The organism is Sporomusaceae bacterium (genome assembly GCA_031460455.1).
Lineage (GTDB): Bacteria > Bacillota > Negativicutes > Sporomusales > UBA7701 > Anaeroselena.
The window spans coordinates 122,330-144,517 of record JAVKTQ010000003.1; the positions used below are offsets into that span (position 1 = coordinate 122,330).

Sequence of the window (22,188 nt, forward strand, 5' to 3'; positions counted from 1 at the left end):
AAACAATCTGCAGCAATTGTTGTCGATACAGGGCAGCATTGGTGGTGAAAACGGGGATATTGTTCAAAAATACACGTACCTAAGATATATTATATAGTTATAGCGTCATTAACACAAGGAACCCTTTGAATAATTCTCAATATTCTTTTTTTAATAAGAGCCGATAATGGCGGAATTTCAGCCATTATCGGCTCTTTTGGGGGTTTTGTGTTTTGAGGCGGATATTTTTCGGGCGCAGATTGCGGCGCGCGTTAGCCGGAATGTTTTAAAATGACACAGTAATCGCAAAAAGGGATTGCCAGTTGTTGTAACGGTGCGCCGGCCGGTGGTGACGCTGCTGGGAAGCAGCGGTGCGGGGAAGATGCAGGGCTTGAATTTGCTGGGGTCAAAAAGCGCAGCCCTAGGTTTTGAGCAGATTGGCGCGGATTTTGATAAGCTGGCACGCTTATTGCAATATTGCAAATGAGGGGTGCTTTGCGCAAACCGAAGTAATATCCGGGTGATAAGCAATGCTTTTTTGCGGAGAGCCGCCTAGCGGGCGGCAAGTCGCGTAACGGGCAGGGTGGCGGCCCGGTCAACATCAGAAGGGAGGCAACATGAGCAAGAGCGTAGATTTAAGTCAAGAGGGCATCGAAGTAAAGAAGTCATGCTGTTACTTCTGCCACCAGAACTGCGGTGTGCTGGCCTATGTTAAGGACGGCAATGTGTTGGCAATCGAGGGCGACCCCAGCTATCCCACCAATGAGGGGGGGCTTTGCTGCCGGGGTAATATCGCTTTGAAGCATCTTGATCATCCCGCGCGCGTCAATTATCCGCTCAAACGGGTGGGCAAGCGCGGCGAGGGCCAGTGGGAGCAGATTTCCTGGGATCAGGCGCTGGACGAGATCGCTGCCAAGTTGGCCGCGATCCGCGATGAATTCGGTGCGGAGGCGGTGGCCACGGCCGGGGGCACTTCGCGCACGGACGACTGGGCTCGTCGGCGGTTCATGAATCTGTTCGGCAGCCCTAACTGTTTCCATAATTCCCATTTGTGCTGGATACCCACTTTTATGGTGGAGACGGCTATTTACGGCTGGTGTCCGTTCGATCTCGATCTGGGAGCGAGCCGTTGTCTGGTGCTGTGGGGCCAAAACCCCGGCGCGTCGAGTATGCCGGAGATGCACCACATCCGCGGTTTGCAGGCTAAAGGGCTGAAGGTGATCGTTATTGACCCGCGCTTTACCGAGACGGCGGCGAAGGCGGATATGTGGCTGCCGCTGCGGCCCGGTTCCGACCTGGCGCTGGCGCTGGCGTGGGTTAATGTCATAATCAACGAGGGCCTGTACGACGCGGAGTTTGTGACCGAATACTGCGAGGGCTTCGGCGAACTGGCCGACCATGTCGAGCAGTTTACCCCGGAGTGGGCGGCGCCGCTGACCTGGCTTACACCGGAGCAGATCCGCGAGAGCGCTTATATGTATGCGACCAGCAAGCCGGGCAACATCCAGTGGGGTGTGGCCATCGACCAGCTCGGCAAATCCGCCGGCGCGGCGATGCACGCCCGCGCTCTTCTGCGGGCGCTGACCGGCAACCTCGATTGCCCGGGTTCCGATCTTCTGACCGGCCCGAGCCAGGATTCGATCACCGACGAGGAGATGGAAGCTAACGATAGGCTGCCGGAGGAGCAGAAGGCGAAGCAGATCGGCGCCGACAAATTCAAACTGGTGACTTGGCCAGGCTACGGGAAGATCGCCGAGCTTGCCAAGAAGCACTGGGGCAAGGCGCCGACCGCCGAGTGGATGTGTGAGGCCCATCCACCGTCTGTTTTCAACGCCATTCTGACGGGTGAACCCTATCCTGTCAAGGCTTTGCTGGTATCCGCCACCAATCCGGTGAACTCTTACGGCCAAAGCAAGATGACGCTGGAGGCGCTGCGGAAAATCGACTTCATGGTGACGTGCGAGTACTGGATGACGCCGACGGCTGCGCTGTCGGATTACGTGCTGCCGATCGCCGGCGCGCTCGAGCGGCCGACGATCACCAATTCTTACGGCTGCGCGGATTTCCTGCTGTGTTCGCAGCGGGCTATCCAGCCGATGTACGAGCGGCGCAACGATTATAATTTCTGGCGCGACCTGGGAATGCGGATGGGTCAGGAAGAGATGTGGCCGTGGGAGACGGTGGAGGATGCCTACCATTACCGCATCGAGCCGCTTGGCTATGGCACCGAGAGCTACGACGAGTTTGTCGAGCTGTATCGTTTCCACTTCCCCGAGCGGGAGTTTTATAAGTATAAGCGGATCGGTTTCGGTACCCCGTCAGGGAAGATCGAGCTGTATTCCTCAACTCTCAAGGATCTCGGCTACCCGCCGCTGCCCGAGTATGTCGGCCCGGCCGAGAACGAAGCGGACGACCCTGAACTGGCGAAGGAGTTCCCGCTGGTGCTGACGACCGGTAACGGCTTTATGCCTTTCCACCATTCCGAGCATTTCCAGATCAAGGAGCTGCGGTTCCTGCGCCATGAGCCGCGGGTGGAGATCAACCCGGCGACGGCGGCCGAGCTGGGGATCGCGGAGGACGATTGGGTATGGATCGAGACCCGCCGCGGTCGGATCAAGCAGAAGGCTTCACTGACGCAGGGGGTTGCCCCCCGGGTCATCGTTACCGAGCGCGGCTGGTGGTTCCCGGAACGGAGCATGACCGAGCCGGAACTGGGCGGCTGCCTGGAGTCGAACACCAATGTGCTGACAAGCGTCGCCGATGAGCATTGCGACCCGATGAGCGGCACCTGGGCCAACCGGGGCCTGCTGTGCAAGGTTTATAAGGTGAACGGCGCGGACGCGAAGGAGGGTAAATAAGATGGCACGCTATGCAATGGTTTTTGATACCCGGCGTTGCATCGGCTGCCACTCGTGCACGGTAGCCTGCAGGACGAAGAACGAACTGCCTCTGGATATGATCTACAACCCGGTAACAACCGTCGGCCCAGCCGGCGTGTACCCCAACCTGAGTATGGTGCATATGCCGCTGATTTGTATGCACTGCGAGAATCCGCCGTGCGTCGACGCCTGCCCGACCTGCGCTTCGCAGCGGCGGGACGACGGGATCGTGTTCGTGGAGGATAAGAAGTGTGTCGGTTGCCTGGCGTGCGTGATGGCCTGTCCTTACGGGGCGCGCGTGAAAAACCATGAGACAGGGGCGGTGCAGAAGTGCGATTTCTGCAAGGACAGGGTTGATGAGGGCAAGCTGCCGCACTGCGTGCTTACTTGCCACCAGAAGGCGCGCGTTTTCGGCGATCTCGACGACGAGACGAGCGAAGTTTATAAACTTGTAAACGGTGAACGTACGGTACGCCTGCTGGCAGAGCTGGGCACCGAACCTTACGCCTTTTACATTTACGGATAGGAGGCGGAGCTGATGAGTCAAAAGCATGAGGGCTGGGGTTGGATGCTGGCCGTGGATTTCTTCTTTGCCGGCATGGGCGGCGCGATGCTGGTGATCGCCGGGATCGCCGACCTGTTCGTTGGCGAGGGGCGCACTTCGGCGCTCGCGAGTTTCCTTGGGGCGGCTTTTATGGGATTGGGGTCGGGTCTGCTGATCTTCGAACTCGGCCGGCCCTTCCAGTCGTGGCGTGTGTTTATGAATCCCAAGGCGATCCTGACGGTAGGCGCCTGGGTTATGTCGCTGGCGATCTGCGCCGGCTTGGTTTACACGACGTTTTCGTTCGCTATCTTCCCCTGGAGCGGCTGGGTGTTAGTCCGCAAACTGTTGGCCTTGGTGATGGTGGTTTCCGGCCTGATTGTGGCCACTTACCCCGGTATCCTGCTGGGCAGGCTCAAAGGCCGTCCGCTGTGGGTCGGCCCGGGGATGACGAGTCTTTTTCTGACCTCGTCGTTGGTGACCGCATTTGCCGCGCATATTCTTAGCGGCATGATTGTGGCGCCGGCGACGATCGGCGACGTGCTAAGCAGATTCCCGGCGATAACTGCGGTGCTGTTGGCGGTGCAACTGCTGTTGTGGGTCAGCTATATGTGGGTTAAGATCAGTGGCGCGACCGAGGCCGAGGCTGTCGCCGCCCGCCGGTTGCTCTGCGGCGAGTATTCTTCGTCGTTCAAGTACGGTCTCATGCTGGTGGGTACGGTACTGCCGCTGGTGCTCGTGCTGGTGTCTTCGCCGCTTTATCAGGCAACCGGCGCGGTTTTGGTGCTGGTGGGCGGGTTCATACTGCGCATGCTGGTCATTTATGCCGGCGGCGCGGACCGGACCTGGCTGCCGGGCGAAGTGAAGTACCGTTCGCGGTTGCCGCACGGCGACGAGGCCTTTATGAAGGCTTGGAACAGCAAGTAATTTATGGACCGCAAATAAGCTAAGAGCAGGAGACTTGCTATGCAACCGGCTGAAATCACTGCAGTAAATAACGTTTTGAACCACACGGAGAGCGTCTGCCCCGTTTGTCTGAGGGTCGTCGCCGCTCAGGTCGTAGTCGAGGGCCGGGTTGTCTATATGGAAAAGTCATGTCCCGAGCACGGGGCGTTCAAGACTTACTTGTGGCCGGATGTCGATCACTATCGGTGGATGGGGTCTTTCCAGTTCCCCTGTGTGCGGCCGAAACAGCCACTACCTGTCGCGCAGGGCTGCCCGCGCGATTGCGGGCCGTGTACGGGTCATCTCCGCCACGCGACGCTTGTGGAACTGGAACTTACGCATCGCTGCAATCTACGCTGCCCGGTGTGTTTTATGGCGGCCGGGTCGGCGCAGAAGGCTGCGCCGCCTGAGCCTGATCTGAAGGCTGTCGAGGGGCTGTTCCGGGCCGCGATGGCGAAAACCGGGCCGCAGACGAGCATCCAGCTCACCGGCGGCGAGCCGACAGTGCGCGACGATCTGGCGGATATCGTCAGGCTGGGCCGAAAGATTGGTTTCAACTCTATCGAGGTGAATACGAACGGCGTGGTGATTGCCAAGGATCCGGGCTACGCCGCGCGGCTGGCCGAAGCCGGAATTAGCGGCATTTATCTGCAGTTTGACGGGCTGAGCCCGGATGTTTACAGGAAAATCCGCGGTGAGGATTTGCTGGCCGTGAAACGCCGGGCGATTGAGAATTGTCGGGCGGCCGGCGTCCAGGTGGTGCTGGCGATGACGGTCATCGGCGGCATTAACGCGGATCAGATGGGCGCGGTGCTCGAGTTTGCCCTCGAAAATCGCGACGTGGTCGTGGGCATAGCCTATCAGCCTGCCTTCGGCTCGGGGCGGTTCGAGGTGGCGCCCGAACGCCGGCTGACGATGGGGGATGTGGCGTTTATGCTGGCCGCGCAGAGCGGCGGTCTGCTTGAGCCGTACGATTTGTGGCCGCTGGCGTGCGCGCCCTTGTGCGATTCGGCGACTTATCTCGTCGAAGAGCAGGGGAAGTTTACGCCGCTGACCCGCCTGATTTCCCGGGAGGAGTATACCGAGTATTACAATCCCGACAGCCCGCAGGGGTCGGTCTTCTGGGATATCGCCGCCGAGCGGTTTCCCGGCCGCGGTCCGGGGTTGTCGATCATCGTGATGAATTTTATGGATGCCAGGAGCATGGATCTTAAGCGCCTCCGGGAGTGCAGCATGCTGGTGGCCGGGCCGGAAGGCCGGCTGATCCCGTTTTGCGCCTACCAGCTTACCGATGTGTCCGGAAATAAGACTGTAACTCAAGGGTGCAGAAAATGACGCAGGAAAAATCCGTGCAGACGAACTGCCGCTTTTGCGGGTATCAGTGCGGCCTTAAGGCGACGGTCGCCGCCGGGCGGGTGACTGCGGTCGAACCCGACCCCACCCAGTATCCGGGCGATGCGAGCATCCAGCGCGGCTGCCGGCGTTGGCGCCTGGCGCCGGAGTTTCTCGATCACCCCCAGCGGGTCAATTATCCGCTCAAGCGGGTGGGCGAGCGCGGCAGCGGGCAGTGGCAGCGGATAACCTGGGACGAGGCGCTGGACGGGATCGCGGCCAAGCTGGCGCAGCTCAAAGAGCGCTATGGCCCGGAGATGCTGGCAACCTGTATTGGCGGCCCGCACGCGGTGTTTTGGCCGCTCCACCGCTTTTTGACTCTTTTCGGCAGCCCCAACAACGTGGGGATCGGCCAGATATGCTGGAATCCGGCCACGTGGGTCAACACGCTTACGTACGGCTGGACGATCGACAATGAGCTTGATCCCGAGCAGACGGGGTGCGCGCTTTTTTGGGGAACGAATCCGGCCGAGTCGGATAATTCCCTGCTGTGGCGAACGCTGGTGCGCTACAACCAGACAGGCAAGCCGCTGATCGTCGTCGACCCGCGGCGGACGAGGACGGCGGAGCTGGCGACGCTGTGGCTGCCGGTGCGTCCCGGCACCGATGCGGTACTGGCTCTGGGCCTAATCAATGTAATCGTTGCCGAGCGGCTGTATGACGAGGCGTTTGTCGATGGCTGGTGCAACGGGTTCGCGCAGCTTGCCAAACATGTGGCCCGTTTTACGCCGTCGTATGTGGAGGGCGTTACCGGGGTAAAGGCGGAAACGGTCGTGGCGGCCGCCCGCCTGTACGCCGGAAACGCGCCGGCGACGCTGTTCTCGGGCAGGGGCATCGACCAGATCGGGGCCAATAGTTTTCAGACCCAGCGGGGACTGGCGATTATGCGGGCGATAACCGGCAACTTGGATGTGCCCGGAGCTTCGCACATTTCCGAGATGCCCGATTTTATCCCGGAGATCGACTTGGAGCTGAGCGAGCAATTTCCGGCCGAGGCGCGCGCAAAGCGCCTGGGAAGTCTGGCGTTGCAGTCGTATCCGGCGTATGAACGCGTCCGGCGGCTGACGATGCGGCACGGACGGCGTCTGCCGATGCGCTATTTGACGTCCGCCCAGCCAAACCTGGTGTGGCGGGCGATGCTGACCGGCGAGCCTTATCCGGTCCGTTCGCTGATAGTGATGGCGACCAATCCGCTACTGACCCAGGCGGATTCCCGCTTGGTGTATGAGGCGCTGAAGAGCCTTGACTTGCTGGTGGCGCTGGAGCTATTTCCGACGCCGACGACAATGCTGGCCGATTATGTGCTGCCGAGCGCCGGCGCTTTGGAGAGGCCGCTGCACGAGACAAAGGCCGGTACGGCCAATCTGGCGTACGGGGGCGCGAAGGCGGTAGAGCCGTATTACGAGCGACGTCCCGACTACGATTTTTGGCGGGGGCTTGGCCTAAGGCTGGGACAGGAGAACAACTGGCCCTGGCGGACTTTCGAGGCGGCGCTGGCCGCCAGCATGGAGCCGACAGGCTGGACGTGGGAGGATTTCTGCCGCGCAGGCCTTTATTCGCTGCCGCCCGAGTACCGCAAGCATGAACGGTCCGATCCCGAGACGGGTATGCCGGCCGGGTTTGCGACGGCCAGCGGCAAGGTGGAGCTGTACTGTGAACTTATCGCGGAGATCGGCGGCGATCCGCTGCCGGTTCCCAAGCCCCAACCGGAGACGAGCGCGGAATTTCCGCTGTCGCTGATCACCGGGGCGCGGTTTCAGCCGTATTTTGCCTCCAGTTTCCGCCAATTCGCGACTTTGCGGTCCGCCCATCCCGAGCCCTGGGCGGAGGTGAGCGTCGCAACGGCCCGCAAGCTAGGCCTTGAGGAGGGCTGTCTGGTATGGGTGGAGACGGAACGCGGGCGGGCTCGCTTTACGCTCAAGATCGCCAATATGGGCGACGACGTCGTGAGTGTCGAGTACGGGTGGTGGTACCCGGAGGAGGCGGCGACCGACCCTGGCCTTGGCGGCCTCTGGACGGCTAACGCCAATATCCTGACTAATGCTGATTACGAGGCTTCCGATCCCCTGATCGGGACCGCGACATATAACGGTATGCCCTGCCGCGTGGCGAAGGTGAAGTAGTTCCAAAATGACACTGTTATCGCAAAAACGGATTATCCGCTGCAGAAGCGCTCAGCTTGTTATGTGAAGGTATTAACATGCGGCTGCGTATCCCAAAAAGAGATAAGACGCCGTCCGGGGCCTCTTCGCGAAAGCGCCGGCAATACTGGAATAAGGCGATTTTCGGCGATTATGTCAGACTGGCACGCATATTGCATGTTGATATATAACGAATCATTATTAAGAGGTTGATTCTAGGCTGGGCTATGCCTCATTTTATAGAGCAGACAGTTTGTGGGAGCTTAATGAGGGCTCGGCTACCGCCTGTGGGAGGTGTTTGGGTACAGCAATAATCCTACCGCTTGCGAGCAAAACAAAACATCTTTTTAGAAAGGGTTGGTGAAATCGTGAACAAAATTACCCGAGAATGGAAGCATGTAAACGAAGACGGTTCATATACCGTCAGAACCTGCGGTTGGTCGCCCCCCGGTGATCATCCCGTAGGATGCGGTATGAAGCTGCACGTAAAAGGCGGCAAGCTTGTAAAGGTCGAGGGCGACCCCGATCATCCCATCAGCCAGGGCCGGCTTTGCATCCGCTGTCTGACGCTGCCGGAGTACGTGCACCATCCCCAGCGTATCACCACGCCGATGAAGCGCGCTCCCGAAAACCGCGGCAAAGATATCTGGCAGAAGATTTCCTGGGACGAAGCCTGGGATATCATCGTGCCGAAGATCAAAGAATTCAAGGCCAAATATGGCGCCGAGTCGATCGTCGTTTTCGGCGGCACCGGCCGTCAGGCTTGCCTGTACTACTATCCGCTCGGTTTTGCCTCGATCGGCACCCCGAACGTTTGCTACCCCTGGAGCGGCTGGTCCTGCTACGGCCCGCGCTGCTCGATCACCGACTACATCCTCGGCGCCGGCTATCCCGAGATCGACTTCGCCGGTACCTATCCCGACCGTTACGACAACCCGAACTATGTCACGCCGAAGTGGATCATGCAGTGGGGCAAAAACCCGCTCATGTCCAACCCGGACGGCTTCTTCGGCCACTCGCTCATCGACCTGATGAAGCGCGGCACGGAGCTCATCCAGATCGACCCGCGGATGACCTGGCTCGGCACCCGCTCCAAGTATGTCTGCCAGCTGCGTCCCGGCACCGACACCGCCCTTGCGCTTGCGTTCCTCAACGTCATCATCAACGAGGAGCTGTACGACAAGGACTTCGTCGAAAACTGGTGCTACGGCTTCGACGAGCTCAAAGAACGCGTTCAGGAATACCCGCCTGAGAAAGTCGCCGACATCACCTGGGTGCCTGCGCAGAAAATCCGCGAAGTCGCCCGCTTCATGGCTACCCAAAAGCCGGGCGCCATTCAGTGGGGTCTGGCCGTCGACGAAAACCCGAACGGCGTCCAGCTCGGTCACGCCATCCTGTCCCTGTGCGCCATCACCGGAAACCTCGACGTTCCCGGCGGCATCACAATTGGCCCACCGGCTGCTCTGCTCGGCAAATGGCGTATGGAAACCCGCCGCAACCTGTCCCCCGAACTGTGGGACAAACGTATCGGCGCGAAAGAATGGCCGGCGCTCAGCACCGCCATGGCTACCACCCATCCGGACGAAACCCTCGATACTCTCGAGACCGGCAAACCCTACAAACTGCGCATGGGCTGGTTCAACAGCAGCAACTTCCTTACCCCGACCTGCTCCGCTCAGCCTGACCGCTGGTACCGGGCCCTCAAGAGCCTCGAGTTCAACGTTGTTCAGGACCTGTTCATGACCCCGACCGCGATGGCGTTTGCCGACGTGTTCCTGCCGCTGCCCACCTTCGCGGAAGCCGACGGCGTCGTCGTTACCCACTTCGGCCGCAACGCCGTGTTCCTTGGCGCCATCAACCAGGCCTTCCGCGTTGGCGACACCAAGTCGGACATCGAGGTCTGCATTGAGCTGGGCAAACGTCTCCACCCGGATATGTGGCCGTTCGACAGCGTCGAAGACTTCTTCACCCATCAGCTCAAGCCCGAGCTGGGTATCGACTTCAACGACCTGCGCGAGCAGTTCATCTATCAGCCCAAGTACGAATACCGCAAGTTCGAATCCGGCAAACTGCGCGCCGACGGCGAACCCGGCTTCAATACGGTTACCGGCCAGGTCGAACTGACCTCGACGCTGTTCGAAGCGTGGGGCGAGGACGCGCTGCCGTACTTCCAGGAGCCTCCGTACAGCCCGAACAGCACGCCGGAACTCTTCAAAGAGTATCCGCTCGTCCTCACGACCGGCGCGCGGAAGTTCACCTCCTTCCATTCCGAGCACAGGCAGATTTCGACCCTGCGCGAGATCGATCCTTACAACGAAATGGAAATTCATCCCGATACCGCCGCCCAGCTCGGCATCATCGACGGCGACTATGTCATGATGGAGAACATGTTCGGCAAGTGTAAGGCGAAAGCCAAACTGACGCCGATCATCCACCCGAAGGTCGTCCATTCCACCCACGGCTGGTGGTACCCCGAGCAACCGGGCGAAGAACCGAACCTGTTCGGCGTCTGGGAATCGAACATCAACACCCTGATTCCGCACAAGCACATCGGCAAACTCGGTTTCGGCTGCCCGGCCAAACAGATGATCTGCAAAGTTTACCGGGTAGAAGCGGACACCAAAACTGAACTGTAGAACAGCCGCTTCCTCCGGGTCCGGCTGGTCGACGAAGAATAGCGATAGGAGGGTGAACAAATGTCACGTAATGGCTTGTTGATCGACTACCAATATTGCACAGGCTGCCATAGCTGCGAAGTGGCCTGCAAGAACGAGCACAAAATCCCCCACGGCAAGTGGGGCATAAAACTCACCGAAGTTGGCCCCTGGCAGATAGAGGGCGACAAGTGGGAGTGGAACTACGTTCCCGTTCCCACGGCGCTCTGCGATCTGTGCGAAGACAGGGTCAAGAACGGCGAAAAACCGACCTGCGTCCATCACTGCCTCGGCCAGTGCATGGAGTACGGCCCGGTCGAAGAGCTCGCCAAGAAGATGACCGAAAAGGGCAAGAAGGTAGCGCTGTTCGCTCCCTGAGCGACCTAATAGCGACAACCTGTTCCGACTGCTGGAAGACAGGCGTATTGACCGCGAGTCCCCTCTACGAGGGGGGCTCGCGGCAGTATGCGTATTTTAGCAAAAGGGAAAGGAGGGACAAAAATGACGGAAGAGAAAAAGCCTGTGGCCCCGGGACCGCGCAAGGTTCAGAAGCCCCTCAACCCGCTGGCTATGAAACCTGGTCAGATGTACGGTAAGGTCGATTTCGCTCCGGAAAAGCCCTATAAGGATATCCTTGGGGACGAGAAGAAGTAATCCTAAAGCTGTCCTTGGAAGGGGACCGCAGGATACGAAAACAGCCTGTCGCCATCGACGGCAGGCTGTTTTCTCCGTTGCGGCCAAAGACGGCGGCGAGGGCAGGGAAGCGTGGAGGGATAACCGTGTGCTGGTCATGCAATCCATATTGCGGCGGCTGCAAGCCGCCGAAACCGAAGCCGCTCAAATGTACGGCCTGTAAGGCGTATAATTTCGGCGAGGAGAAAAACTGCAAGCGGTGCGGCACAGTTCTGCCCGAACGGGAGCCTCCGCCCACGGTTATGTGTCTTTATATCGGCAAGCTGTGCGCCAATCCCTGCCTGCGTCACAAGAAGCCTCCCGGCGAAGGGGAAAAAGCGGCCTGCATGTGGCATACTCCGGCCGAAAACCAGGAGTAAACGCTGGGCCGACCTATAAGTCATGAGCAACGAAAAACCCGCGGAATGCGGGTTTTTCGTTGTTTGAGGGTGCGGGGCAGGCGTTAATGGTCGAGACGGATGGTTTTTATGAGCAGGCTGCGTTTGTCGGGCCAGTCGGACAGGTATTCCCGGGCGAAGTCGAGATATAGTTTTGCCGGGTAGGAAAGGGGCCGGCCGTTCTTCCAGATGAGGGACATGCTGTGGACGATTTCGGGGTCGACGAGGGGAATTGCTCGTATGAGGGCGGGGTTGAGGTGGTCACAGACATTCCTGGGAATGAGGGCGATGCCGAGGTTTACGGCAACCGTCTGGATCATCAGCTCCCGCTGGGATGTTTCAAGGGCGACTTTCGGCTGAAAGCCGGCCTGGCGGCAGTGCCTGACAATATCGTCGTGGAGACTGAAATCGCTGCTGGAGAGGATGAAGGGCTCACGGGCCAGGTCTGCGAGTCTGGTTTCTTTCCGGCGGGCGAGGCGGTGCTGCGGATGGACCACTACCTGGAGGGGTTCGTGGGAAAAGGCGAACGAGTTGAAGATTTCAGGATTGCCCGGCTGACGGCAGATGATACCGACATCGAGCGTTCCCTCCTGGATTGCGAGCTCGATTCTTTTGGAGCCGTATTCGTATAGCTCGGTTTCGATTTCCGGATAGCGGCGGCGGAATTCGCCGAGGAGTTGAGCGAAGGATACGGCGTCGGCCATGAGTGGCAGGCCGATGCTTATTTTCCCGCGGGGCTGGTTATATTTGCTGCCAAGGTCGGACGTCAGGTTGGTGAACATGGTGACCAGCTTGTCGGCTTCGGCCAGGAAGAGCGCGCCGGCGTCTGTAAGGGCAATTTTTTTGGAGCTGCGGTCGAAAAGTATTAAGCCGATTTCCTGTTCGAGATCTTTGACCAGCTTGCTGACGACGGACTGGGAAACGTGGGATGCCGCGGCGGCTTTGCTGAAGCTTTTGTGGCGGGCGACGGCGAGAAAATACTGAAGGTGGACGATTTCCATAGATGTGGCCTCTTTTCTTTGTCTTATAGAATAATTGTATTATCTTTTTCGTGTATAGTAAATATAGTTCTCATATGTTTTACATATAGTTAATATTAACCTATAATATGATTGTAAGCAGGCCAGGCTGATTGCCCGGCTGTGAAAGATAGGAGAGAAAGCGACATGGCAAAAAATATCCTGGCTTCCCTGTATGAAAAAAAGCTGGCCAGAATCGGTAAAACGCTTACCAGGGAACAGGGCGAATATCGCGCCGTTCTCGAAGAATCCGGTTTCAAGGTGAACCGCAGGCAGTATCCGCAAAGATTTGAGGCGGCGGATAACCTGGTCGCCGAGAAGGGCAACGTGGTCCTGGAGGTGTCCCAGCTTCTGCGCGGCGGCAGCGCTTTTTCCGTGTCCGTGAGGCGGGGGGATCGCAACAAAACGGTGCGCCTGTTTACCGGCAGGCTGAAAGAGGCGATCGCCTTCGCCGACGCCGCCCAGCATCTGGCGCTGTAGAGCGCGAGGCACGATTTTTCGGAGATGTCCGGACAGCCGCCATTATGAGAGTGATGGCGGTGTTTATTTTGTACAAAAGCTTCTAATTGACAGGGAGAGGCTTATTATTTACAATTGCGTTAACGAATGTTAACAAAGGGTGACTGCCATGCTTGGTTTGCCTAATCAAAACGGGAAAAAGGGCGATCTGCTGAAAACAAGTCTGGAGCTGTTCGCGACGCGGGGCTACGACGCCGTCTCGGTCCGCGATATCGCCAAGGCTGCCGGCATTTCGGAGGCGGCGCTGTATAAGCATTTCACCGGGAAAGAGGATATGGCGCTGTTCATCTTCGGCGGCATCATCAGCGAGTATACCGCACGGCTGACCGCCATAGCGGACGGGCCTGGCGGGGCGGTGGCGAAACTGGGAAGCATAGTGGATGTGACCTGCGATCTTTACCGGGAGTATCCCGCCGCGATCCGTTTCGCCCTGTTGTCGCAGTATCTGTTTTGGGATAAGGTGGCCGAGGAGATCAAGCCGCACTTTGTCCTCCGCCGGATTATCGCCGACGGGATGGATAAGGGCGAGATACCGCGGCGCGGAGTTTATCTGTGGATCGCGATTTTTTCGGGGGTAATGCTGCAGCCGCTTGCCCAGCACCGCTATTTTGCCGATGCGCTGCCGGGGCCAGAGGAACTGAAGGCGGAAATCAAGGCGCTGGTTCGGAAACTGTTTGCCGCGGAATAAGGATAGAATACGGCGGGTTTGCCGCCGGAACCGGGTAAAGGCCGGAAAAGGGAGGGTCGGATGTGAGAGGTTTGTTGCGCGTCCTGCTCCGCGTGCTGTTCAGGGCGAGGCTGACGGGGGAGAAGGAGTTTCGTTTCGACGGCCCGTCGATTGTGCTTCCTAATCATGTTTCGTTTCTCGACGCAATTTTTCTTTACGCTTATCTGCCTAATGAAGTGTGTTTCGTCGTCAATACGGCGATCGCGCAGAAGATCGGCTTTGTTCTGCGGTGGGTTACCCATATCGCCATCGATCCGCTCAACCCCTATTCGCTGAAGAAGATTGTCGGCGAGATAAAAAGCGGCAGATCGGTGGTGCTGTTCCCAGAGGGGCGGATAACGGTGACCGGCGGTCTGATGAAGGTTTACAGCGGCATCGGCTTCGTCGCGCTAAAGACGGGGGCGGCTCTCTATCCGGTCATTTTCCGCGGCCCGGAGTATTCGAAACTGTCGCGGATCCAGGATAAGGTGAGGTCGCGCTGGCTGCCGCGAGTGACTGTCCATGTGGGGGCGAAGACGCACTTGGCGGTGTCCCGAGCCGGGAGCTTTCGCCTGCAGAAAAAAGAGATCAGTGACCGGATCCTGGCGCTGCTGCAGGCGAACCTGTTCGCGGCCCGCCAGCAGGAGGACGAGGGCGCCAATCTGTTCGACAAGCTGCTTGACGCCGGACGGGTTCACGGTTACGGCAAAACGGCGGCCGCGGATATCGCCGGAACGGTCACGTATAAGCGGGCAATCATCGGCAGCTACGTGCTGGGTGGCCAACTGGAGGGGGCGCTGGCGGGCGAGGAGAAGGCAGGGGTGATGCTGCCCAATTCGATCGGCCACCTGGTGACGCTGTTTGCGCTGTTTTACCTCGGGAAGACGCCGGCAATCCTAAACTTCAGCGCCGGGGCAGAAAACAACCTCGATTGCGGCGAGACCGCCGGCATCCGTACGATTGTGACGTCGCGGACGTTCATTGAGAAGGGACGGCTTGAGGAGCTGGCAGCCCGGCTGGCGGCCAGGTTCCGGCTCGTTTACCTGGAGGATGTCAAGGCGGAGGTGACCCTGGCCGATAAGGTCAGGGGGCTGGTGAATTTCCTGGCCAAGAAGCAGGCCAAAGGGCAAGGGAAGGTCATCCTGTTTACCAGCGGCAGCGAGAGCAAGCCGAAGGGGGTTGTGCTCAGCCACGCCAACATCATCGCCAATATCAACCAGGCGTCGGCGGTCATTGATTACACACCGCGGGACAGGATGCTCAGCGCGCTGCCGATGTTCCATTCCTTCGGCCTGACGGCGGGGACGCTGCTGCCGGTTTTGAACGGTGTGGAGGTTTTCCTCTATCCTACGCCGCTGCATTACAAGATTATCCCCGAGATTGCTTACGACCGCAACCTTACCCTGATGCTGGGGACGCCGACTTTTCTGGCCGGCTATGCCAAGTACGCCCACCCCTACGATTTTTACAGCATGCGCCTCGTTATGGCCGGCGGCGAGAAGCTCAAGGAGGAGGTGCGGCAGGTGTGGCTGGATAAGTTCGGCATCCGCATCCTCGAAGGCTATGGTACGACCGAGACTGCTCCGGTGCTCAGCCTTAACACGCCGCTGATGAACAGGGGCGGGACGGTGGGCAGATTCCTGCCCGGCATCGAGTGGCGGCTGGCGACGGTGCCGGGGATCGAAGACGGCGGCAACCTGCAGGTGAAGGGGCCCAACGTCATGGACGGCTACCTGCTGCACGGCAAGGGGTTCGTGCCGTCGCCCGAGTGGTACGACTGCGGCGATGTGGTGAATGTGGACGGTGAAGGCTTCGTGAGCATCAAGGCGCGGTTGAAGCGGTTCGCGAAGATTTCAGGTGAGATGGTCAGCCTCGACGCCGTGGAGAAGGCGGCCGAGAAGTGCTTCGGCACCGACCGCAACGCCGCCGTGAACGTGCCTGACGCCAGGAGGGGCGAAAAAATAATCCTGTACACGATGAACAGTAAGGCGAGCAAGCAGGCCCTGAGGGAGTTCATGAGCGGAACGCGCCAAAACATGCTGACCATGCCGGCGGAGATCGTGATCGTCGATAAGCTGCCCCTGTTGGGCAGCGGCAAGACCGATTATGTGACGCTGAAGGCAAGGACGCAGGAGGAGGCGGCGCATGGGTCTTAGACCGTCGCCGCTGGGGGCGCTGTTTTTTGCCCAGTTCCTGTCGGCGTTCGTCGATAATATGATCCTGTTCATCGCTCAGGCGATCATCGTCCGCGATGCGTACCCCGCTTATTACCTGCCGTTTGTGCAGAGCACATTCCTGGCGTCGTATATCCTGCTGTCGCCGTGGGTGGGGCGGTTCGCCGACAAGAACGCGAAAGCGACGGTGCTGATCGCGGGTAACGTGGTGAAGACGGCGGGGGTGGCGCTGCTGCTGGCTGACGTCGACCCGGCGCTGGGGTACGCCGTGGTCGGCGTGGGCGCGGTGATTTACAGTCCGGCCAAATACGGGATACTGCCGTTCCTGACCCGCGGCGAGGACGAGCTGCTGCGGGCCAACTCCGGCCTGGAAAGCTACACCATCCTTGCTATTCTCGCCGGCTCGGTGGCGGGCGGATTCCTGGCCGACCTGTCGATCACGATGGCGTTGGTGGCCAGCATCGTCCTGTACGGGGCGTCGGTCGCCATCAATACACTCATCCCCAAAGACGCCGGCAACCGAACAATCACCTATGGAAATGCGGTGGGCGAGTTTTTCGCCGACACGGCGACGCTGCTGCGGAATCCCCGGAGCCACTACTCGCTGATCGGCACCGGGTCGTTCTGGATGGCCTCGGCGGTGCTGCGGATGATCATTTTCGCCTGGGTGCCCCTTACTCTGGGGATAACCGGCGGCACGGAGATCAGTATGATCATCGCCGTGACCGGTATCGGCATCGCCGTCGGCGCGATCGCGACCCCGTGGCTGATCAGCATCGGGACATACCGCCGCACGGTATGGTTCGGTTTGGGCATGGGGCTCGGCATTCTGGCGTTTCTGAAGGTGACCACTCTGCCGGTTGCCGTCGCCCTGCTGCTGGCGGTTGGGGCGCTGGGCGGCATATATATCGTGCCGATGAACGCCTGCCTGCAGCAAGTGGGGCACCACAGCATCGGGGCGGGGAAAACGATCGCGGTGCAGAATTTCCTGGAGAATATTTTCATGTTCGGGGGGGTGGGCGCGTACACGCTGGCGGCCAAAGCCGGCGTCGCTACGAGCGTCTCTCTGTCCGCCACCGGCGCGGCGATGCTGCTGATGGTCGGCTACCTGTGGGTGCAGGCGAGACGGTGATGTAAGATATGAGCTATATGAGCCAAACAGGCGGATTCTCCGAGGAGGATCCGCCTGTTTGGCGCCTGAATAGTGCGCGGGCAGGAAAAGAAGGCGCGTAACCTGCGGAGGACTAAATTATGGAGGTTTATAGCAGAAAATGTAGAACGTTGTTAATAGATGACAGGGAAAATAGCGCCTAAATAAAGTTTACATAGAAAGAATGCGTTTTATGGAAGATTTTCCTCGATTTATCTATATAAGCTAGAAAATGGCATTGCTGTGACTAAAGGAGACGGAAATGTTCAGCACAGGAGCGATTCACCCGGTCAATTTCATCCAGGCCATGTCGACCGCCCTTGAGATGTCTAGCAAGGGGATATCATCCCATCATTGCCGCACGGCAATCATTGTCAAACATATCGGCGAAGAGCTCAACCTGACGCAGAACGATATGCAGGTCCTGATCTACGCCTCGCTGCTGCACGATATAGGGGCGGCGGCGAACTGGGACGAGAAACACAACATCGTCCATGTCGACAAGGACGAGAGCATCTTCAACCATGCGGAAGCAGGCTACAACCTGCTGAAGGATTCAGCCCAGTTGTCGCCGTTGTCCAGCGCCATCCGGCACCACCACGACCGGTTCAACGGCGGCAATCCGAGCGGGCTTTCCGGTTACGATATCCCGCTGGTGAGCCGGATAATCCATGTGGCGGACCGAATAGAAGTTTCCATAATGTCAGACTGCCACATTTTCCCCCAGCGGGAAAAGATCATTGTCGCTATCAGGGACAACAGTTTTTTTGACCCGGAGATCGTGGATGTGGTGAGCGGGTTTGCGCTCAAAGACTATTTTTGGCTGGATATTGTCAATCCCTCGTACCAGAGCCGTTTTCTGCGGGGGTTGGATTATTTCGGGAAACTGAAATTCTCGGCGCACGACATCGAGCAGATTGCCCATATTTTCGCCAACGTCGTCGACGCGACTTCGTCGTATACCGCGACCCATTCGAAGAATGTCGCCCGCATAGCGGAGTTGCTGGCGCATATGTACGGCTTCAGCGAGGAGGAACAGCAGTTGTTCCGGATGGCCGGCCTGCTGCACGATATCGGCAAGCTTTCCATTCCCAACGAGATTCTCGACAAACCGGGCAATCTCAATTTTGCCGAAGCGAGCATTGTTGTGCAGCATCCTTACTATACCCTGAGGGTGCTAGAGCAGATCGAGGGTTTCGATATGCTGGCTATATGGGCATCGCGACACCATGAAAAGCTTAACGGCGCCGGTTACCCGTCAAAATCGCCGGCAGGAATATCTGCCTGGGGAGCCGCATAATGGCGGTGGCCGACGTGTTCTCGGCGCTGGCGGAAAACCGGCCTTACCGGGACAGGTTCAGTCTGGATAAGGCTGTTTCCGTCATGCGGGAGATGGCGGCTGACGGCAGCTTAGACGCAAAAATAGTCGGTAGCCTGGAGGAAGCGGCGCGGGAAGCTTTCGAACTCGTCAGACGGTGATCCGCCGGCGCCTGCGCAGTAGCCGTTCGCGGACGCGACCGGCACACCCCGCGAGGAGATAATCGACAAGACCGATTTTGACGGGTGGCTTCGAGACCTTGCGTTCGGCTATGTCGCGGACGATCGGAGGGTTTAGGTTCAATGAAGGACCAAGAGCTGAAGGAGCAGAGCGATTATTCCAAGCAGCTGCTGCATACCATTCCCAGTGCGGTTTTTACGCTCGACAACGACAGAAAAGTTACGAGTTGGAACAAGATGGCGGCAAGAATAACCGGTTATGAGGCGAGCGAGGTTATCGGCCAGAACGCCGAGAAATTCTCCTTCCACCCCTGCCGCGAGAATTGCCGGCTGTTCTGTGGTGAGATCGTTGCCCCGGAGGACAATCTGCACTGCAAGATCAGGCATAAGAACGGCGACGTCAGGTATATCCTGAAAAACGTCGATGTGCTGCGCGACGACCGGGGAGAGATTATCGGCCGGATCGAGTGCTTCAACGATGTGACGGACAAGATGCTTGTCGAGGAGCGGCTCAAAGAAAGCGAAATGCGGCTGAACCTGACGACGAGCAGTACAAACATCGGGCTATGGGACTGGCAACTGAAGACCGGGAAGACGGTGTTCAACGAACAGTGGGCGGCCATAATCGGGTATACGCTGGCGGAGCTGGAGCCGATCAATACCAACACATGGATAAAGATCGGCCACCCCGACGATATCGCGGTATCGGGGGCGCGGATGAACGACCACTTCGCAGGTCTAACCGACGCTTACGAATGCGAGATGCGGCTGAAGCACAAGAGCGGCCAGTGGGTATGGGTGCTCGTGCGCGGCAAGGTGATCGAATGGGACGAAAACGGCAAGCCGCTGCGGATGGTGGGCACCCATATCGATATAACGGAAAGGAAGAATACCGAGGAAGAACTGCGGGGCAAGGAACGGCTGATCGCCGCCGTGGCGATGTCGATCAAGGAGCTGATCGAAACCCCGGACTATCTCAAGGCGGTCGCCAGGTGCTTCGAACTGATCGGCGAGGCGACCAAGGTCGATCGGGTGTATCTGTTTGCCAGCTACGAGGACGAGCAGGGCAACGCGGCCGTCAGCCAGGTTGTCAGGTGGGAGGCCGGGGAAAACGGTCCTCAGGCGGTCAATCCGGAGATACAGAACATTCCGCTGCGGGGCAGAGAAAGCATCATCGCGCCGCTGCTGAGGGGCGAGGCCTATTATGGTACGGTCAGGGAACTGAAGGACGCGACGGTGCGGGAGATTTTCGCCGAACATAATGTTCAGGCCATTATTTTGCTGCCGATTAACGTGCGGGGCCGGCTGTGGGGCGCTGTCGGCTTCGACGAGTGCAAATACGAGCGGCGCTGGACTGAGGCGGAATACTCGACTCTCAGCGCGTTCGCCAATTCGCTCGAAAAGACGATCGAGCGGAGCATGATCGCGGACGAGCTGGAGGCTGCCAAACTGGGCGCCGAAGCGGCTAATGAACTGAAAAGCCAGTTCGTGGCCAGCATTTCGCACGAAATACGAACGCCCATTCAGGCCATCCTTGGCTATTCGGCGCTGCTGAAAGATAAAATCGAAAATGAGCAAAGCGCCAACTACCTGAGTGCTATCGAGAAGGCCGGCAATACTTTGATGAGCCTAATTTCGGACATTCTCGACCTCTCTAAGATCGAGGCTGGGAAGATCGAGCTCCAGCCGGGGGAAGTGTCTGTTCGGCGCTTATTCGACGATATCAGCGAGATTTTCGCCTGGCGGATCGAGGAGAAGAATCTTGCGCTGAATATCGAGGTGGATGACGATCTTCCGCGCACTGTCCTGCTGGACGAGGTGCGGGCCAGGCAGATACTTTTCAACCTGGTGGGCAACGCCGTGAAGTTTACCAAGGCCGGGACGATTACCGTGTCGGCGCGGGCGGTCAACCGCGACCTGCGGGCGGGCACGCTGGATTTGGTGCTGGCTGTGGCCGATACGGGAATCGGCATCCCCGAGGACCAGCAGCAGGCTGTCTTCGAACCTTTCAAACAAAAGGACGGGCAGAGCAACAAAATGTACGGCGGCACGGGCCTGGGACTTGCGATCTCGAAGCGGCTTACCGAGGTGATGGGCGGGTCGATCGAGGTGAAGAGCAAGTCCGGTTTGGGAGCGACCTTTACCGTCACTTTCCCGCTTGTTATCGCTGGGAAAGCGGACGGAGCGGCGCATTCGGCGCGGACGAAAGACGCACTCCGCCGACCGGAACGACAGGAAACGGCGGCGGAAGCGGGGCAGGCGGACCGGCCGGTTCCGGGTGAGATGCTGGAGCGGCTGGAGCAGCTTAAAGAGGGGCTGTGGCTGGACTGCGTAAGAACTAACAGGGTTAATGATATAAAAAAGCTGGCGAAAGCGATCCGCGAAATTGGCGACAGCTACCGGCACGAGGAGACGATCGGTTACGCCGAGACTTTGCAGGCGTATGCGAGGGCTTTCGATCTGAAGAATATCAAGATGCTGCTTGAACGGTTCCCACGGTTGATCGACCGCTTGGAAAGATAGGGGCGGTGTTGATATGACAAGGGTCAAGAACGAGAATATCAGGGTCTTGCTCGTGGACGACACGCCGGCCAACCTCGAAATTGCCGGCAGCATTCTGGAAAAGGAGGGCTATGACCTCTACATAGCCGACAGCGGCGTTACCGCCCTCGAACTTATCGAGGCGACTGCTTTCGACCTGATATTGCTCGATATCATGATGCCAGGACTGGATGGCTTCGAGACTTATAAAATGATGCGTAAGTTTGAGAAAGCCAAGAAAGTGCCGGTGATATTCCTTTCGGCGAAGGTGGATATTGAGAGTATCGTCCGTGGCTTTGAGCTGGGGGCGGTCGATTATATCAGGAAGCCTTTCAACGAAGCGGAGCTTAAGGCGCGGGTGAGAACCCACGTGGAGCTGAAAAAGATGCGCGAGGAATTGGAACTGAAAAACAAAAGCTTGCAGGAGGCTTACGACAATCTGGAGATAACTGCGGCTACTGATGTGCTCACCCAGCTCTTGAACCGCCGGGAAATGATGAGGCGTCTGGAGTACGAGCGAGTGAAATACTCGCGGAACAAGCGGCCTTTTTCGATCGTGCTTGCCGATATCGATTATTTCAAAAAGGTGAACGACACATACGGGCATGAGGCCGGGGACGATGTCCTGATCGCAATTGCCATGGTTACGAAAGGTTGCACGCGGAAGGCGGACAGCGTGGCGCGCTGGGGCGGCGAGGAATTCATGCTGCTGCTGCCGGAAACGGATGCTGGCGGGGCGATGAGGCTGGCGGAAAAGATCAGGCGGGCAATCGAGCACCACACCGTCTTTCATGGCGAGGCAGAGATAAGAGTGACGATTACGCTCGGCATCTGTGAGTTCACGGGCATCGGGTTTCTCGACGAATTGATTTCGAACGCGGACAGAGCCCTTTATAGAGGGAAGGCCGAGGGACGAAACCGCACCGCCGTGTACGACGGTTCGTAGCCGTGCGGGCAGTAACATTTCGGGTCCCTCGCTGC

19 protein-coding genes are annotated in these 22,188 nt (G+C 58.6%); 18 read left to right on the forward strand and 1 reads right to left on the reverse strand.

Going from position 1 to position 22,188, the window contains the following annotated elements; all coding sequences use genetic code 11:
- The first annotated feature begins 325 nt into the window (after positions 1-325).
- The 10 genes from RIN56_07325 to RIN56_07370 all read left to right on the forward strand — a co-directional run bounded on the left by RIN56_07325 (position 326) and on the right by RIN56_07370 (position 11,583).
- Positions 326-466: a hypothetical protein gene (locus RIN56_07325; GenBank protein ID MDR7866618.1), complete on the forward strand. Its 141-nt coding sequence runs from the start codon at positions 326-328 to the stop codon at positions 464-466.
- A 130-nt stretch (positions 467-596) separates the two neighbouring features.
- Positions 597-2,837 (forward strand): molybdopterin-dependent oxidoreductase, encoded by a 2,241-nt coding sequence (locus tag RIN56_07330; GenBank protein ID MDR7866619.1) that lies wholly within the window; start codon positions 597-599, stop codon positions 2,835-2,837.
- 1 nt (position 2,838) lies between these two features.
- The gene (locus tag RIN56_07335; GenBank protein ID MDR7866620.1) at positions 2,839-3,384 is read left to right on the forward strand and encodes a 4Fe-4S dicluster domain-containing protein; all 546 of its coding nucleotides are present in this window, start codon (positions 2,839-2,841) and stop codon (positions 3,382-3,384) included.
- A 12-nt stretch (positions 3,385-3,396) separates the two neighbouring features.
- Positions 3,397-4,326, forward strand: a complete 930-nt coding sequence (nrfD, locus tag RIN56_07340) for an NrfD/PsrC family molybdoenzyme membrane anchor subunit (GenBank protein ID MDR7866621.1) — start codon at positions 3,397-3,399, stop codon at positions 4,324-4,326.
- Positions 4,327-4,401: 75 nt separating this feature from the next.
- Entirely contained in the window at positions 4,402-5,679 is a 1,278-nt protein-coding gene (locus RIN56_07345) for a radical SAM protein (GenBank protein MDR7866622.1), read from the forward strand.
- Positions 5,676-7,859 (forward strand): molybdopterin-dependent oxidoreductase, encoded by a 2,184-nt coding sequence (locus RIN56_07350; protein ID MDR7866623.1) that lies wholly within the window; start codon positions 5,676-5,678, stop codon positions 7,857-7,859. Before RIN56_07345 ends, RIN56_07350 begins: the two co-directional genes overlap by 4 nt.
- Positions 7,860-8,350: 491 nt before the next feature.
- Positions 8,351-10,513: a molybdopterin-dependent oxidoreductase gene (locus tag RIN56_07355; GenBank protein ID MDR7866624.1), complete on the forward strand. Its 2,163-nt coding sequence runs from the start codon at positions 8,351-8,353 to the stop codon at positions 10,511-10,513.
- 60 nt (positions 10,514-10,573) lie between these two features.
- A complete protein-coding gene (locus RIN56_07360; GenBank protein MDR7866625.1) occupies positions 10,574-10,909 on the forward strand; it encodes a hypothetical protein in 336 nt (111 codons plus the stop codon).
- Between the two features lie 123 nt (positions 10,910-11,032).
- A complete protein-coding gene (locus RIN56_07365; GenBank protein MDR7866626.1) occupies positions 11,033-11,185 on the forward strand; it encodes a hypothetical protein in 153 nt (50 codons plus the stop codon).
- Between the two features lie 125 nt (positions 11,186-11,310).
- Entirely contained in the window at positions 11,311-11,583 is a 273-nt protein-coding gene (locus tag RIN56_07370; GenBank protein ID MDR7866627.1) for a hypothetical protein, read from the forward strand.
- Positions 11,584-11,666: 83 nt separating this feature from the next.
- On the opposite strand, the gene RIN56_07375 is transcribed toward RIN56_07370, so the two are convergent.
- Positions 11,667-12,602: a LysR family transcriptional regulator gene (locus RIN56_07375; protein MDR7866628.1), complete on the reverse strand. Its 936-nt coding sequence runs from the start codon at positions 12,600-12,602 to the stop codon at positions 11,667-11,669.
- A gap of 165 nt (positions 12,603-12,767) precedes the next feature.
- Here RIN56_07375 and RIN56_07380 point away from each other — a divergent pair, with 165 nt between their 5' ends.
- The 8 genes from RIN56_07380 (at position 12,768) to RIN56_07415 (ending at position 22,153) form a co-directional block, all read left to right on the forward strand.
- On the forward strand, positions 12,768-13,100 hold the full coding sequence (locus tag RIN56_07380) for a hypothetical protein (GenBank protein MDR7866629.1): 333 nt from the start codon (positions 12,768-12,770) through the stop codon (positions 13,098-13,100).
- Positions 13,101-13,248: 148 nt separating this feature from the next.
- The gene (locus tag RIN56_07385) at positions 13,249-13,827 is read left to right on the forward strand and encodes a helix-turn-helix domain-containing protein (protein MDR7866630.1); all 579 of its coding nucleotides are present in this window, start codon (positions 13,249-13,251) and stop codon (positions 13,825-13,827) included.
- A 62-nt stretch (positions 13,828-13,889) separates the two neighbouring features.
- On the forward strand, positions 13,890-16,001 hold the full coding sequence (locus tag RIN56_07390; GenBank protein ID MDR7866631.1) for an AMP-binding protein: 2,112 nt from the start codon (positions 13,890-13,892) through the stop codon (positions 15,999-16,001).
- The gene (lplT, locus tag RIN56_07395; GenBank protein ID MDR7866632.1) at positions 15,991-17,151 is read left to right on the forward strand and encodes a lysophospholipid transporter LplT; all 1,161 of its coding nucleotides are present in this window, start codon (positions 15,991-15,993) and stop codon (positions 17,149-17,151) included. The genes RIN56_07390 and lplT overlap by 11 nt, the downstream gene beginning before the upstream one ends.
- A 280-nt stretch (positions 17,152-17,431) precedes the next feature.
- Entirely contained in the window at positions 17,432-18,469 is a 1,038-nt protein-coding gene (locus RIN56_07400) for an HD domain-containing protein (GenBank protein MDR7866633.1), read from the forward strand.
- Positions 18,470-18,474: 5 nt separating this feature from the next.
- A complete protein-coding gene (locus RIN56_07405; GenBank protein ID MDR7866634.1) occupies positions 18,475-18,648 on the forward strand; it encodes a hypothetical protein in 174 nt (57 codons plus the stop codon).
- A 141-nt stretch (positions 18,649-18,789) separates the two neighbouring features.
- Positions 18,790-21,189: a PAS domain S-box protein gene (locus RIN56_07410; protein ID MDR7866635.1), complete on the forward strand. Its 2,400-nt coding sequence runs from the start codon at positions 18,790-18,792 to the stop codon at positions 21,187-21,189.
- Positions 21,190-21,202: 13 nt separating this feature from the next.
- Complete coding sequence (locus RIN56_07415; protein ID MDR7866636.1) at positions 21,203-22,153, forward strand: diguanylate cyclase; 951 nt, start codon at positions 21,203-21,205, stop codon at positions 22,151-22,153.
- Positions 22,154-22,188 lie beyond the last annotated feature (35 nt).

Excerpts from the sequence above, each read along its gene's own strand:
- nrfD (MDR7866621.1), top strand. The coding sequence starts at position 3,397 with ATGAGTCAAAAGCATGAGGGCTGGGGTTGGATGCTGGCCGTGGATTTC.
- RIN56_07380 (MDR7866629.1), top strand. The coding sequence starts at position 12,768 with ATGGCAAAAAATATCCTGGCTTCCCTGTATGAAAAAAAGCTGGCCAGA.
- RIN56_07360 (MDR7866625.1), top strand. The coding sequence starts at position 10,574 with ATGTCACGTAATGGCTTGTTGATCGACTACCAATATTGCACAGGCTGC.
- RIN56_07330 (MDR7866619.1), top strand. The coding sequence starts at position 597 with ATGAGCAAGAGCGTAGATTTAAGTCAAGAGGGCATCGAAGTAAAGAAG.
- RIN56_07365 (MDR7866626.1), top strand. The coding sequence starts at position 11,033 with ATGACGGAAGAGAAAAAGCCTGTGGCCCCGGGACCGCGCAAGGTTCAG.
- RIN56_07355 (MDR7866624.1), top strand. The coding sequence starts at position 8,351 with ATGAAGCTGCACGTAAAAGGCGGCAAGCTTGTAAAGGTCGAGGGCGAC.
- RIN56_07415 (MDR7866636.1), top strand. The coding sequence starts at position 21,203 with ATGACAAGGGTCAAGAACGAGAATATCAGGGTCTTGCTCGTGGACGAC.
- RIN56_07385 (MDR7866630.1), top strand. The coding sequence starts at position 13,249 with ATGCTTGGTTTGCCTAATCAAAACGGGAAAAAGGGCGATCTGCTGAAA.
- RIN56_07410 (MDR7866635.1), top strand. The coding sequence starts at position 18,790 with ATGAAGGACCAAGAGCTGAAGGAGCAGAGCGATTATTCCAAGCAGCTG.
- lplT (MDR7866632.1), top strand. The coding sequence starts at position 15,991 with ATGGGTCTTAGACCGTCGCCGCTGGGGGCGCTGTTTTTTGCCCAGTTC.
- RIN56_07350 (MDR7866623.1), top strand. The coding sequence starts at position 5,676 with ATGACGCAGGAAAAATCCGTGCAGACGAACTGCCGCTTTTGCGGGTAT.
- RIN56_07335 (MDR7866620.1), top strand. The coding sequence starts at position 2,839 with ATGGCACGCTATGCAATGGTTTTTGATACCCGGCGTTGCATCGGCTGC.
- RIN56_07400 (MDR7866633.1), top strand. The coding sequence starts at position 17,432 with ATGTTCAGCACAGGAGCGATTCACCCGGTCAATTTCATCCAGGCCATG.
- RIN56_07375 (MDR7866628.1), bottom strand. The coding sequence starts at position 12,602 with ATGGAAATCGTCCACCTTCAGTATTTTCTCGCCGTCGCCCGCCACAAA.